Source organism: Flagellimonas sp. (assembly GCF_965222555.1).
Lineage (GTDB): Bacteria > Bacteroidota > Bacteroidia > Flavobacteriales > Flavobacteriaceae > Flagellimonas.
The window spans coordinates 1,356,548-1,371,067 of sequence record NZ_CBDCUG010000005.1 but is presented as its reverse complement, the minus strand read 5'-3'; the positions used below and the strand labels follow the sequence as shown (position 1 = coordinate 1,371,067).

Below are 14,520 nucleotides of genomic sequence, written 5' to 3'. Positions count from 1 at the left end.
ATGTTAAAGAACTATTTGAAAATTGCCTGGCGAAACTTAACCAAAGACAAGACGTTTACTCTTTTAAATGTAATTGGGCTTTCCGTGGCCTTTGGTGTGGCCATTCTATTGGTGATGGCCGGATTCTTCGATTTGTCCTATGATAAATTCCATACCAATGCAGATAGTCTTTATAAGGTTTATTGGGTAGGGCAATCTCCAAAAGGTCCCAAAGCATATACTACCCATCCAGCCCCATTGATGGATGCAATAAAGGCAGATGTTCCAGGAATCAAAAAAGCCACACGTCATCTACAGCAAGAGGCTGTTGTGTCTTATGGCGAAAAAGAAATCAATATGGACGCTATCTGGGTAGATGCCGATTTCTTTAGCATGTTTACATTCCCTCCTGTCAAGGGAAAAATGGAAAATCTTTTGACAGAACAATCCGATATTGTTATTACAGAAGAGACTGCTGAAAAACTCTTTGGGAAAGACCAGGCCATTGGTAAAACAGTTCAAATTTTGATAAATGGAGAAGATAGGTCTTTTTACGTTAGTGCTGTGGTCGAAAACAATTTACCACAAAGTACCATTGAATTTGATTTAGCCGTTCGATTTGAACAGGAAGCAAGTTTCTTGACCAACCAGAACACATGGAGTTCCAGATATCATGATGTTTATGTGCAATTGGAGAGTAGTGCAATCGCTCAACAATTTGAAAAAGCAACACGTTCCTTGGTGGATATCAACTTAAAGGAACGAATGGAAAATGCAAAACGTGATGGGGCACAGGCAAACAGTGACGGTCGTTTTTTTAAGTATGAGCTTTTACCTTTCAAAGATGAAAGTTTTGCAAGCTTCAAAAATGGATATGCCCATGTGAGTAGAAGCACTCCCTATCTAGTTCTAGGTGTTGCATTTTTAATTCTCTTCATAGCCTGTGTCAATTTTATAAACATGAGTGTTGCCAGAAGTGGACAACGTTTAAAAGAAATTGGCATGCGAAAAACCCTTGGGGCAAAAAGAAAGCAGCTTTTTCTTCAATTCTGGAGCGAAAGTCTTTTTGTGTTTGTCTTTTCCGTTGGTATTGGAATTTTCTTAAGCATTATGCTGATCGATGAGTTCAAAACACTATTCAGAACAGAAGTGTCTTTTGACATGGTCATTTCCCCTTCCATCATTACAATCTTCGTGTTGACAGTCCTGTTGATCACACTGTTTGTTGGAGGCTACCCCGCACTATTGTTGAGCAAGTTGGGAACCATACAGTCCCTAAAAGGCAAAATGGCGACATCAGGGAAAAATCGAGTGCGAGACGCCCTAATAGTAGTTCAGTTTTGCATAACAATTTTATTGATAAGCGGCACTCTTGTATTACAAGGGCAATTGGATTTTATGCGGAATAAAAACCTAGGTTTTAACAAAGAGCAGGTGCTTTCTTTTCCTTTGGATGGAAAAAAGAACAGCCATGAAGCACTAGAGCTACTGCGAAACGAACTAGCCGACAATTCGGATATTTTGCAAATAACCGGGGCCGACAATAATTTGGGATACGGAAGAGATGGCAATGTTTCAAAAAGTATGTTCGGGTTTGAGTATAAAAACCGAATTATAAATACTCATTCATTAAACGTAGACTATGATTATGTTGAGACTCTGGACTTAGAAATGGTTGCCGGACGTAATTTCCATAGAGATTTTGCCAGTGATAATAGTTCAGGAGTTGTCATCAATGAAGCTATGGCAAAAGAATTTGGTGAAAAAGACCCCTTAACGGCCTATGTGAGCTTTAGTGATTCTATAAACCTTCCTGTAATTGGAGTGGTCAAGGACTATAATTTTGAGCGTTTGGATAGAGCAATTGAACCCATCACTATGTTCATGACGCGCGATTGGGATTTGTATTATGCCTATGTAAAGATAGCTCCTGTAAACATGGCGAAGTCCTATGATGCAATTAAAGAAGCTTGGGCCAGAATAGAGCCAAATGCACAATTTTTGGGTTCTTTTTTAGATGAAAACATCGACAGAACTTATAGAAAAGAACAAAAGATGGCAACTATGGTTACCTCAGGAGCAATCATTGCCATTACTCTTAGTTGCATCGGTCTCTTCGCCATAACATTGCTAATAGTAACCCAGCGAACCAAGGAAATAGGAGTAAGAAAGGTAATAGGTGCCAGTGTCGCCAACATTACATTTTTATTGACCAAAGATTTTCTAAAACTAGTAGGAATGGCCTTTTTGATAGCCTCCCCCATTGCCTGGTGGTTTATAAAAGAATGGTTAAAGAACTATCCCTTTAAGATAGAGTTGAGCATTTGGTTTTTCCTGGCAGCAGGTTTGTTGGTCACTCTTATCGCATTAGCTACGGTAGGGACCAAAACCGTTAAAGCAGCAACTCAAAATCCCGTCAAAAGCCTCAGGATGGAATAATCAAAAAACAAAAAATCATGCTAAAGAACTATTTGAAAATTGCTTGGAGGAGCTTTGCTCAACATAAGGGGTATTCCTTTTTGAACATTGGTGGACTTGCTATTGGCATGGCGTGTAGCATACTTATTCTTCTTTGGGTCCAAAATGAATCTAGCTATGATACTTTTCATGCCAATGCGGATGAGCTCTATAGGTTAACGGCAATCGCCAACGAAGATTTTAAGGCGGCGGTAAGTCCGGCAGGGATGGTGGAGGAACTGCCTAATCTTATCCCGGAGATAGAAACCAGCGTTAGACTAAGTTCTCCATTTGAAGCATTGTTTGAAGCCGAAAATCAAAAATTCAAGGAAGAATCTGTCTTCTTTGCAGATTCCAATTTTTTGGATGTTTTTACTTTTCCATTGATCAAGGGAGATTCCAAAAAAGCCCTGGCACAACCTGACGGAATTCTACTTACCGAAGCAGCCGCAACAAAATTCTTTGGCACCACAAACGCATTGGGAAAAACTATAAAGGTCGATAACAATGACATTTTCACCGTAACAGGAATTCTTGAAAATATTCCAACCAATTCCCATTTACAGTTCGACATTCTGATGCCGATGTCTTATCACGCCAAGACAAATTCCGACCTTATCAACAAGGTGTGGGACAGTTTTAACTTTTACGGGTATTTTCAATTCAAGAAAAATGCCATTTCCTCACAGGAAGATTTGATTGCAATGACTAATCGAATCAACGAAATCTATGTCTCAAGAAGTGAGTTTGAAATCACATTCAACCTTCAACCGCTGAAGGATATCCATTTACATTCAGATCTGCAAATAGATGTTCCCGGACATGGAAACGTACAGTATGTAAACATATTTCTTATCGTCGCTTTTATTATTCTGATCGTGGCCTGCATCAATTATATGAACCTAGCTACTGCAAGATCAGCCAAAAGAGCCAAGGAAGTTGGCTTGCGAAAGGTAATTGGAGCAGGGCGACGCCAACTTATCTTTCAATTTTTGGGCGAATCATTAATTGTCTCCTTTATTTCTTTGCTCCTTGCCCTTGGCTTGGTTTATTTGCTTTTGCCTTCCTTTAATGACCTTGCCCAAAAAGAGCTTGCGTTTCGGTTAGGAGATCCCATGGTTTGGATGGCCCTTCTTGCCATAGCACTTACAACAGGCCTTATTTCTGGCAGTTATCCAGCGCTGTTTCTTTCCAAATTCAGGCCGGTTAGGGTATTAAAAGGCAGGATAAAGCTTTCAAAATACAATCTTATTTTTCGCAATGGATTGGTGGTTTCCCAATTTGTGATTTCAGTGTTGCTGCTTGTTGGAACCATTGTAATCTACAAACAACTCAATTTTATCAAGGATAAAAACTTAGGTTTTGATAAATCCAACCTCGTATATATTCCCATGGAAGGTGAGATATGGGGAAAGATGGAAGCCTTGCGAACTGCACTGACCGAAAATCCTTTAACAAACGATTTTTCCATAATGTCAGATCTTCCAGCCAATCTGGTCACGGGGGATTTTGATATCCACTGGGAAGGAAAGGACCCCAATCAGCAAATATTATTTCCAAGTATTCGTGCAGATGAAAATTTTCTGGATGTTTTTCAGATGACCCTTTTAAACGGACGGAAGTTTTCAAAAAGCTCATTCGAGAATAACGACTTTCTCATCAATGAAACTGCTGTTAGAATTATAGGAATGGACATTGAAAGTGTAATTGGTAAAAGTTTAACGTTTCGTGGAGACAAAGGAACTATAATAGGGGTTGTCAAGGATTTTAATTTTAAACCGCTCCAATATGCTGTTGAACCATTGGTTCTACAACATAACAAACGAGGGAGCCTTACGGTAATAAAAACAGCTCCCAATAGCACAGCAAATACCATAGCTGCTCTTGAGAAAATTTATGGTACACTGAACCCGGCCTATCCTTTGGTCTACAATTTTGTTGATTCCAACCTGGATGCCCAGTACAAAGGCGAGCAGCAAATGGGAGCCATATTCAATGTATTTGCCCTGCTGGCCATTTTTATTTCCTGTTTGGGACTGTATGGCCTATCCGCTTTTATGGCAGAACAACGTTTTAAGGAAATTGGGATAAGAAAAGTTTTGGGAGCCAGTGCTTTACGGTTGGTGAATATGCTTTCCAAGGATTTTCTAAAGCTCGTTTTTATTGCATTTGTTTTGGCCATTCCCATAGCATGGTATGCCATGACCCAATGGCTTCAAGGATTCGCCTTCCATATTGAATTGCAATGGTGGATGTTTGTCCTTGCAGGAGTGACCGTTTTGCTTGTGGCCCTATCAACGGTTAGTTATCAAAGTTTAAGGGCTTCATTGTCCAATCCTATAAAAAGCATACGGGCCGAATAATCAAAAACCAAAGAACAATGTTGAAATTATTTTTAAAAATTGCCACAAGATATCTGCTTAAAAACAAGCTGTATTCCTTTATCAACATTTTTGGGTTGGCCATTGGCATTGCATCTTTTGTGTTGATTATGCTCTATGTAAATTATGAGAAAAGCTATGACAAGTTTGAAGGTTCTGAATATGTACATCGCGTCTTTATGGATTATTTGGAAGGAGGGGAGTATGTGCCTGGAGATGCAAATGCTTACATAGTAAGCGGCCCTACGTTAAAGGATGAGTTTCCTGAAATTGAAAGTTTTGTACGATTCAGAAGAATTCGTGATTTAGTGGTATTAAACAATAATACCCCTTATGATGGTATTGTGGGGTCTTTGGCGGATCCAGAATATTTTGATGTTTTTGACCATGGTTTGGTCAGGGGTGATGAACGTACAGCGCTTAGTGAACCCTATTCTGTGGTGTTAAGCACCTCTGTGGCCAAAAAAATTTTCGGTGATACAAATCCTATAGGTCAGTCCCTTAAAATTGCAGGAGATGCCTCGGTGACCTTTACGGTAACCGGAGTCATGGATAATTCCAATAGAAACACCCATATTAAAAACGATCTGCTCATTTCCTTTAAAACATTCTACACTTGGAAGATATTTGAGAACGATTGGAAATACACTTGGAACCAAAACGAATATTTTACCTACATCAAGGTCGATAACTCAACAGATGTAGCTTTGCTCAATCAAAAGGTCATGGCTTTCACCCCTGAAGGACTAAAAAATGAAAGACACCATTTGGAACCCATAGAGGACATCCACCTATACTCAAACAAACCCTATGAGGCGGAGACCAATGGTAATGGCCATAACATCAAGCTTTTGTCCATTATCGCATTCATTACTCTTTTATTGTCATGGATGAACTACATGAACCTCTCCAGTAGTAAATCCCTGGAACGAGCTAAAGAAATAGGGATTCGTAAAGTAGTTGGTGGAAAAAAATCACAATTGACCTTGCAGTTTCTATCAGAGTCTGCATTGTTAAATTTCATGGCAATCCTATTGGCCTTATGCGCTGTTCTTCTACTGTTACCCGGTTTTAATGCTATAATCGGTCAGAATTTGGGTTTAGATGGTCCGCAATTACAAGCGCTCTTGCCTTATTTGGGAATCATGCTCTTAGGAGCTACTTTGGCAGCATTATATCCAGCATTTGTATTAAGTAGGTTCAACCCTGCCAAGGTGCTCAAAGGCCAGGTACAAACTTCAAAAAATGGATTCCATTTTAGAAAAGCTCTAATCATTACGCAATTTGTGGCCACCATCTCATTGTTGATATGTACTTTCATGGCAAACAAGCAGATTCACTTTCTCAAGAATCGTCCTATTGGCGCCAACCTTGATCAGGTAATAGCCTTGAAAGGGCAAGTATTAGATCGTGCATACGATTCCATATTCTATAAAGATTTTGATGTGCTATTAGAGGAACTTAAAAGAAATCCTTATGTAGCAGATGTTAGCTGCGCCCGCACTTATCCTGGAGATGATTTCTCCAATATGAATTCCAATATCGGACTTACCTTTCCTAATGGACATACCGATGAAACACACATTTGGTACAACTATGGAGCCAGGTCCAATTATTTTAATTTGATGGGTATGGATTTCGTTGCTGGGGATGCCTTTCTTCAAACCACAGAAAAACGGAGTCACAATGTAGTGGTCAATGAAGAAATGGCTCATTTTATGGGTGTTGAAGATGTAAATACCCTTATTGGAAAAACCGTCAAATTTTGGGGTCAAGATTGGGCCGTTAGTGGAGTGGTGGCAGATTATAACCACCTTGGAATGAAGTCCGCTGTGGTCCCCACTATTATCAGACACGACAGAAACACCCAAAATACTCTTGTAAAGTTGGACAAAAAGGCCATTACCTTGGCTGGAGTCGATAAAGCTCTAGATGAGCTAGAGCGCACATGGCACCAAGTTTTTCCTGTGAGCACTTATAACTACACTTTTCTGGATCAAAAGTTTGAGGCCTTGTTCAATGAAGACCGAAAATTTGCCAAGGCTTTTCAGATATTCACCATCCTCGCCATTCTAATTGCCTCTTTGGGTCTTTTTGGCTTGACCTCATACACCTGTACACAACGAAAAAAGGAAATCGGGGTTCGAAAAGTCAATGGAGCTACCATTACCCAAATACTACAATTGCTCAACCAGAACTTCATAAAATGGGTGGGTCTGGCCTTTGTGATTGCTGTACCCATTGCTTGGTTTGCCATGCATAAATGGTTGGAAGGCTTTGCCTACAAAACAAACATAAGTTGGTGGGTTTTTGTCCTGGGTGGTTTAGTCGCTTTGTCCATTGCCTTGTTAACGGTAAGCTGGCAGAGTTATAAGGCTGCAGTTGCCAATCCAGTGGATGCATTGAAAAATGAATAAAAAAATTAAAAAGAATCGTTATGCTTAAACACAACATATTGCTATTCTTACGAAATGTAAAAAAGAACAAAAACATCTTCTTGATCAAAACAATCGGGTTGGGTGTGGGTATTGCTTCATTTTTGATGCTAAGCCTTTTCGTGCACAATGATCTTACCTACAATCATTTTCATGAAAACCTTTCAAATATCTATAGGGTTCGCGAGTGGGAAAGTTTTCAGACCAAAGGTCCTTTATTACCCAAAATGTTGGCAGAAATCCCCGAAGTGGAAAATGGCACCCGTATTTTTGATTGGGAAGAGTTTAGATTGAGCTATGAAGACGTCGCTTTCGCAGAAAATGTTCGATATGTTGATAGTGGCTTTTTCTCTATGTTTTCCTTTCCTTTTACGGAAGGTTCTCCAAAAAATGCCATCAAAGACAAATATGATGTGGTCATTAGTACCGACTTTGCCCAAAAATATTTTGGAGAGGAATCTGCAATAGGAAAAGAACTCCAGGTAAAATTTGAAGATACCTTCCTTACTGTGAACGGAGTGGTTGACATTCCCAAAAATTCGTCAATTCAGTTTGATATTATAGCATCTTACGAAACCGGAGAGGAACTCTCCCCATGGATTAAGGACATTCATGATTGGTACAATACCTTTTCCGAAACTTATGTGCAATTGGCTGATGGTACAACCCCAACCTCCATAAAACCAAAGTTGCAGCGTATCGTCTCAGAAAATTATCTTCCTGTGGGGGAAAATGAGACTGATTTAAACCTCCTGCCCTTTTCCGAGTATCACAGTATTGCCGAATCGAACCGTACGTTTATCGTTATCCTGGCCCTAATAGCCATAGGTATTCTTGGTATCGCAATTGTTAATTTCATTAATCTTACCATAACAGATTCTTTAAAACGCACCAAGGAGATAGGAATCAAAAAGGTGCATGGAGCTACAGAAAAGAATCTGTTCTGGCAGATTATTGTAGAGAGTCTCCTAGTGGGCCTATCGGCACTTGTATTCGGCATCTTTTTATTGGTGTTGCTGTTGCCTTCATTCAACAACCTGTTCGAAACAGGTTTACAGTTTGCCCCTTTTGAAAACAGTTTTATCCTATATGTCCTGTTAGGTATTTGGTTGACAATAGGTCTATTTTCAGGGATAGTCCCTCCCCTTATGTGGGCCCGGGGGAAATTGGTAGATATTCTTCACGGCAAGCTGTCCAATACAAACAAGTCACAATTTTCAAGATATTCCTCCATAATTGTTCAGTTTGCAATCGTCATCATACTTATTTCAGGAACTTTTTTGATTCGCAAACAGATTGACTTCATGGTCAATAAAGATCCCAAATTTGACAATGAAAATGTAATCATTACGCAATTACAGAGCTGGCAGTTTCCTGATTTGGAGATTACATCAAAAAACTACAAACGAATTGCCGAAGAACTGGAAGCTAGCCCATATGTTGAATCTGTAAGCTTTTCTGGCAATATTCCAGGCACTTATCAAGAAAATTACAACGTGTTTTATCCACAAGGAAAAAGTGCATTGGAATCCATTCATTTGAGAAAAGCCTACGTGGGTGAGAATTATTTTAAAACTTTTGGCATTAAACTATTAAGCGGTCATGGGTTTGAAAAAGGTTCTATTTCACATAAAAATGCCATTGTATTGAATAGGGATGCTATGAATCAGCTTGGATATAATGATGCTACTGGGCAAGTACTGAATGAAAGTTCAACAACAGGAAACCCGAACAAAGTTGTTGGCATTGTTGATGATTTTAGCTATCAAGGTGTACAACGCGCAACCCAGCCTTTGGTTCATATTTTCTACGAACAAGAAGACTATACCAATTGGGGCTATTTATCGATAAGGGCAAAACAAGGGGCAAGTCTTCGGGTAATAGAACAATTAAAGGAACTCTGGGGAAATGCCTTTTCTGGAATAGAACCCAACTATTTTTTCTCTGACACCAAACTTAATGAGCATTACAAGGAATATATCCAAATCAACACATTGATTGCCTGGTTCTCCATATTGGCTATTGTGTTATCCTGTATAGGGTTGTTTGCGGTTGCTTCTTTTACCATGGCCAAAAGAACCAAGGAAATTGGTATACGAAAAGTAAATGGCGCAACCATTGGACAAATTTTATCCCTATTGAACATTGACTTTGCAAGATGGGTAGGGTTGGCTTTTATTGTTGCAGTACCGCTTTCATGGTACGCTATGCACAAATGGTTACAAGGGTTTGCCTACAAGACTACCATTAGCTGGTGGATTTTTGCCCTTGGTGGATTAACAGCTCTTTTTATTGCGTTACTGACGGTTAGCTGGCAGAGTTTTAAGGCCGCCATTGCCAATCCGGTAGAGGCGTTAAGAAATGAATAAAAACTACAAAAGATAAAAACATGTTATTAGAACTAAACAACATTTTTAAATGGGTCAACTCCGGTGGCCAGCGTATTTTCTTGCTAAAGGATATCAATCTAACTATTGAAGAAGGTGAATTTATCTCTGTTATGGGCCCCTCTGGGTCTGGTAAGTCCACATTGCTCAATGTTATTGGTATGCTGGATGGATTTGATGAGGGTGAATATCATTTTCTAGATGAATCCGTACATTCCTTAAAGGAAAAGCATAGGGCAAACCTCTATAAAGAATACATTGGGTTTGTATTCCAATCGTACCATCTGTTGGATGAACTGACCGTAAAGGAAAACTTGGAAATGCCCCTGCTCTATAAAAAATTCAAAGGGTCTGAAAGAAAGGCCATGGTGGCCGATATGTTGGACCGATTCAACATTGTGGGGAAAAAAGACTTGTTTCCCACTCAACTTAGTGGCGGGCAACAGCAACTTGTTGGCATTGCCCGAGCCTTGATTTCCAATCCTAAACTCATTTTGGCAGATGAGCCCACAGGAAACTTGAATTCGGCACAGGGTGAAGAAATTATGGAACTGTTCAAAAAATTGAATGAAGAGGATGGGGTAACCATTATCCAAGTGACCCATTCTGAAAAGAACGCAGCATATGGCTCACGCATCATCAATTTATTGGATGGGAGAATGGTCTAGGCGGTAAGTTCAGCAAGTTCCTTGCCGATTAAACTGCCCAAAGCAACACCCATTCCGCCCAAGCGAACGCCACAATACACATTGTTGGATATTTGCTTAACAATGGGTGTTTTTTGCTTGCCCACACCCATGATACCGCTCCAGCGATGTTCTATTTCAACCTTCTGATTGGGTAAAATGACAGTTTTAAGCAGTTCTTCCAATTTGTTCTGTACCAATTCTGTTTGTCCAAATTCTATGGTCTCCTCTGCGCTAAAATTGAGGTTTCGCCCACCGCCAAACAATATTCGGTCATCAATGTTTCGGAAATAATAGTACCCTTCATCCAAATGAAAAGTGCCTTTTATCTGCAGGTTCTTAATGGGTTTGGTCACCAATACTTGCGCTCTTGCGGGAAGTATGGTTTCGTTTTTTAGCAACTTGGCCGCGAATCCGTTTGTAGCAATAAGTAGTTTTTTGGTCTTAAAAGAAAACAAATTGGTTTCAATGGACACGCTGTTGCCCAAATCTTCAAATTGTTCAACTTCAACCGCATTTAATAGGTGTATTCCTTGTTCCAATACTTTTTGTAGAAGGGCATCCATAAGTCTTCCAGTATCCAATTGCCCTTCAAACTTATGGGTGATATACTTGTTTTTAATATTCCCAAATCCAAAAATGTTATTGTTTTGTTGAAAAGCATGCTCACCAAAAACCGGCTCAAGCAGCTTGTTCAAATCTTCCATTCCGTCCAAACATTCTTCGAACAGCGAGGTAGCCTCTTTCAAAAAAAGTTCATGTCCGCCACGTTGCTGAAAACCTATTGCTTCATCGCCTAAAAGTTGTCGCAAAAGTTGAATTCCATTCCAGCGCTTCTGCACCAAATTAACGACTTCCTCCTTAGTGTGCGACTTTAAATCGGACAATACCTCTGAAATGCTTCCAAAACAGGCAAAGCCGGCATTTTTGGTACTCGCACCTTGAGGCAATGTCCCTTTCTCAAGCACTAAAATTTTGGCGGTTGGGTACTTCTCCTTTAACTGAAGGGCGCAGTTGAGTCCAACAATGCCGCTTCCAATTATGGTAAAATCCACATTGGACAGCCAAGTCTTATATTCCCAATAGCTCAATTCCATAAAACAAAAACCCCGATTTACATCGGGGCTGGTATTAATATGAATATTTTTCGTCCATTTCAAAATCTTCCATGAACTTGGTGGTATAATTGCCCGCCAAATAGTCGGGATGATCCATCAATTGTCTATGGAACGGAATGGTGGTCTTTACTCCTTCAATTACAAATTCATCCAAAGCCCTTCGCATTTTGTTGATGGCCTCTTCCCGTGTTTGGGCCGTAGTAATCAACTTGGCTATCATGGAATCATAATTTGGAGGAATAATGTAACCGCTGTATACATGAGTGTCCAAACGTATACCATGACCTCCAGGGGTATGCAATGTTGTGATTCTACCTGGTGATGGCCTAAAGTCGTTATAGGGATCCTCTGCGTTGATTCTACATTCGATGGAATGTAGCTTTGGAAGGTAATTTTTCCCGGAGATAGGAACTCCTCCAGCTACCAAAATCTGCTCTCGGATAAGATCGTAATCCACTACCTGTTCCGTTATGGGGTGCTCTACCTGAATACGGGTATTCATCTCCATAAAGTAGAAGTTTCTGTGTTTATCCACCAAAAATTCCACTGTGCCGGCCCCTTCATATTTAATGTATTCTGCTGCTTTTACCGCGGCGGCTCCCATTTCTTCACGAAGTGAATCCGTCATAAATGGTGAAGGCGTTTCTTCAGTCAATTTTTGATGCCTGCGTTGAACGGAGCAATCTCTTTCCGATAGATGGCATGCCTTTCCGTATTGATCTCCCACAACCTGAATTTCAATATGTCTTGGCTCTTCTATCAATTTTTCCATGTACATTCCGCCATTGCCAAAAGCAGCAGTGGCCTCCTGTACCGCACTTTCAAAGTTGCTTTCCATTTCATCCTCTGACCAAATGGCTCGCATCCCTTTTCCACCACCACCAGCAGTGGCTTTGATCATTACAGGATAGCCCATTTTCTTGGCCGTCTTTTTGGCATCCTCCACATCTTTTAAAAGACCATCAGAACCTGGAACACAGGGCACTCCCGCCTTTTTCATAGTTTCCTTGGCTGTGGCCTTATCCCCCATTCTATCAATCTGTTCCCCTGAGGCTCCAATGAACTTAATTTCGTGCTCTGCACAAATCTTTGAGAATTTAGAATTCTCTGAAAGGAATCCGTATCCTGGGTGAATGGCATCTGCGTTGGTAATCTCTGCAGCGGCAATAATATTGGGAATTTTTAAATAGGATTCATGGCTAGGTGCGGGGCCAATACAAACTGCTTCATCCGCAAATCGTACATGAAGGCTTTCTTCATCCGCCTTGGAATATACCGCCACCGTTTTTATACCCATCTCCTTGCAAGTTCGTATAATACGAAGCGCTATCTCACCCCTATTTGCAATCAATACTTTTTTGAACATAATACCTTGAATTTTCAACTCTCAAGCCCCATTGCCAAAAAATGATGTTGGCGTTTTAAAGCTTGGGTATTGTAATTTGAATTAAGAAGGGTCGACCAAAAATAACGGCTGGTCAAATTCTACTGGAGATGAATCATCCACCAATACCTTTACAATCTTTCCTGCAACTTCTGATTCAATATCATTGAAAAGTTTCATTGCTTCTATAACACAAAGTACGTCTCCAGGATTAATAGTGCTACCTACCTCAACAAAAGGTGGTTTATCTGGAGATGGTTTTCTATAGAAAGTTCCGATTATTGGAGATTTGATGGTAATATATTTTGAATCATCCTCGGCTGAAGCTGGTTCCTTTGCTGGAGCAGCCGACTCAGCTGCTGCAGGTGCTGGTGCAACAGGCATAGCTGGAGCTTGTGCCATCGGAATTTGCTGTACAATTGTAGTCTCAGGAGTAGAAGATACACTTCCCGTACGGATTGTGATTTTAATGTCTTCCATCTCCAATTTTACCTCGCTGGCACCCGATTTGGCTACAAACTTGATTAAACTTTGAATTTCCTTAATGTCCATGGAATATGATTTAGTTAGTTGTTTCTTTATGAATTATATGCCCATTTTAAATAAATGGATCCCCAGGTAAACCCTCCACCAAAGGCAGCAAAAATTAGATTGTCACCTTTTTTCAACTGCTTTTCATAATCGTGTAGCAACAATGGCAAGGTCGCAGATGTGGTATTACCATATCTTTGAATATTCATCATTACTTTGTTGGCATCCAGTCCCATTCTCTTGGCCGTGGCATCAATTATTCGCCTATTGGCCTGATGTGGTACCAACCAGTTTACATCTTCATGCGTAAGCCCGTTGCGCTCCATAACCAAGGCTGAAACATCAGCCATGTTCGAGACTGCAAACTTGAATACCGATTTGCCATCTTGATATACAAAATGCTGTTTGTTCTTAACTGTATCTTCTGAAGCCGGCAGAATAGATCCTCCTGCTTCAATCTTTAAAAACTGACGGCCAATACCATCAGTTCTTAAGTATTCATCCTGATGTCCAAGACCTTCATCATTGGGTTCAAAAAGTACCGCTCCCGCACCGTCACCAAAAATGATACAGGTGGTACGATCTGTATAATCTATAATAGAAGACATCTTGTCCGCACCGATCAACAATACTTTTTTATACCTCCCGGATTCTATATATGAAGCCGCGGTGGACATTCCATATAAAAAACTTGAGCATGCAGCCTGCAAATCGTATGAGAATGCATTAACCGCCCCTATCTGTGATGCCACATAAGCAGCAGTTGCCGCAACGGGAAGATCAGGGGTTGCAGTGGCGACCAAAACAAAATCAATTTCAAGTGGGTCAACTCCACTTTTCTTGATCAAGTCCTCAGCAGCTTTTATCGCCAAATATGACGTTCCTGCATTTTCCTTTTTTAAGATTCTACGCTCTTTTATTCCAGTCCTTGTAGTAATCCATTCATCATTGGTGTCTACCATGGTCTCCAACACTTTGTTGGATAAAACGAAGTCAGGAACATACCCTCCCACAGCTGTAATCGCTGCTGTCTGTTTTTTCATATTAGTGTCTTTTTTCGTCAAAAAAGTTAAAATTTGACCCAAAAACGGTGAAAAATAGTCATTTTATATGACTTTTTGGTCAAAATTGACTGGTTTTTAAAATTAGCTATAGTCCATAA

The 14,520-nt window shown here is 40.2% G+C and carries 9 protein-coding genes; 5 read left to right on the top strand and 4 right to left on the bottom strand.

Features of this window, described 5'->3' with window-relative positions; translation table 11 throughout:
- The 5 genes from ACOQO1_RS14560 to ACOQO1_RS14540 are packed head-to-tail and all read left to right on the top strand — an operon-like array spanning window position 1 to window position 10,307.
- Window positions 1–2,418 carry an ABC transporter permease gene (locus tag ACOQO1_RS14560; RefSeq protein WP_420603608.1) on the top strand — a complete coding sequence of 806 codons (2,418 nt, stop codon included), beginning with the start codon at window positions 1–3 and terminating at the stop codon, window positions 2,416–2,418.
- A gap of 17 nt (window positions 2,419–2,435) precedes the next feature.
- Window positions 2,436–4,799: an ABC transporter permease gene (locus ACOQO1_RS14555; RefSeq protein ID WP_420603607.1), complete on the top strand. Its 2,364-nt coding sequence runs from the start codon at window positions 2,436–2,438 to the stop codon at window positions 4,797–4,799.
- 17 nt (window positions 4,800–4,816) lie between these two features.
- On the top strand, window positions 4,817–7,234 hold the full coding sequence (locus tag ACOQO1_RS14550) for an ABC transporter permease (protein WP_420603606.1): 2,418 nt from the start codon (window positions 4,817–4,819) through the stop codon (window positions 7,232–7,234).
- Between the two features lie 20 nt (window positions 7,235–7,254).
- Window positions 7,255–9,621 (top strand): ABC transporter permease, encoded by a 2,367-nt coding sequence (locus tag ACOQO1_RS14545; RefSeq protein ID WP_420603605.1) that lies wholly within the window; start codon window positions 7,255–7,257, stop codon window positions 9,619–9,621.
- A 20-nt stretch (window positions 9,622–9,641) separates the two neighbouring features.
- On the top strand, window positions 9,642–10,307 hold the full coding sequence (locus ACOQO1_RS14540) for an ABC transporter ATP-binding protein (RefSeq protein WP_420603604.1): 666 nt from the start codon (window positions 9,642–9,644) through the stop codon (window positions 10,305–10,307).
- Here the strand turns inward: ACOQO1_RS14540 and ACOQO1_RS14535 are convergent.
- The 4 genes from ACOQO1_RS14535 to ACOQO1_RS14520 form a co-directional block, all read right to left on the bottom strand.
- Window positions 10,304–11,422 carry an NAD(P)/FAD-dependent oxidoreductase gene (locus ACOQO1_RS14535; protein WP_420603603.1) on the bottom strand — a complete coding sequence of 373 codons (1,119 nt, stop codon included), beginning with the start codon at window positions 11,420–11,422 and terminating at the stop codon, window positions 10,304–10,306. The two genes, ACOQO1_RS14540 and ACOQO1_RS14535, sit on opposite strands and share 4 nt — an antisense overlap.
- Before the next feature lie 34 nt (window positions 11,423–11,456).
- A complete protein-coding gene (gene accC, locus ACOQO1_RS14530) occupies window positions 11,457–12,809 on the bottom strand; it encodes an acetyl-CoA carboxylase biotin carboxylase subunit (RefSeq protein WP_420603602.1) in 1,353 nt (450 codons plus the stop codon).
- Window positions 12,810–12,890: 81 nt separating this feature from the next.
- Window positions 12,891–13,379 (bottom strand): acetyl-CoA carboxylase biotin carboxyl carrier protein, encoded by a 489-nt coding sequence (accB, locus tag ACOQO1_RS14525; RefSeq protein WP_420603601.1) that lies wholly within the window; start codon window positions 13,377–13,379, stop codon window positions 12,891–12,893.
- A 26-nt stretch (window positions 13,380–13,405) separates the two neighbouring features.
- Entirely contained in the window at window positions 13,406–14,401 is a 996-nt protein-coding gene (locus ACOQO1_RS14520) for a beta-ketoacyl-ACP synthase III (RefSeq protein ID WP_420603600.1), read from the bottom strand.
- Between the last annotated feature and the right edge of the window lie 119 nt (window positions 14,402–14,520).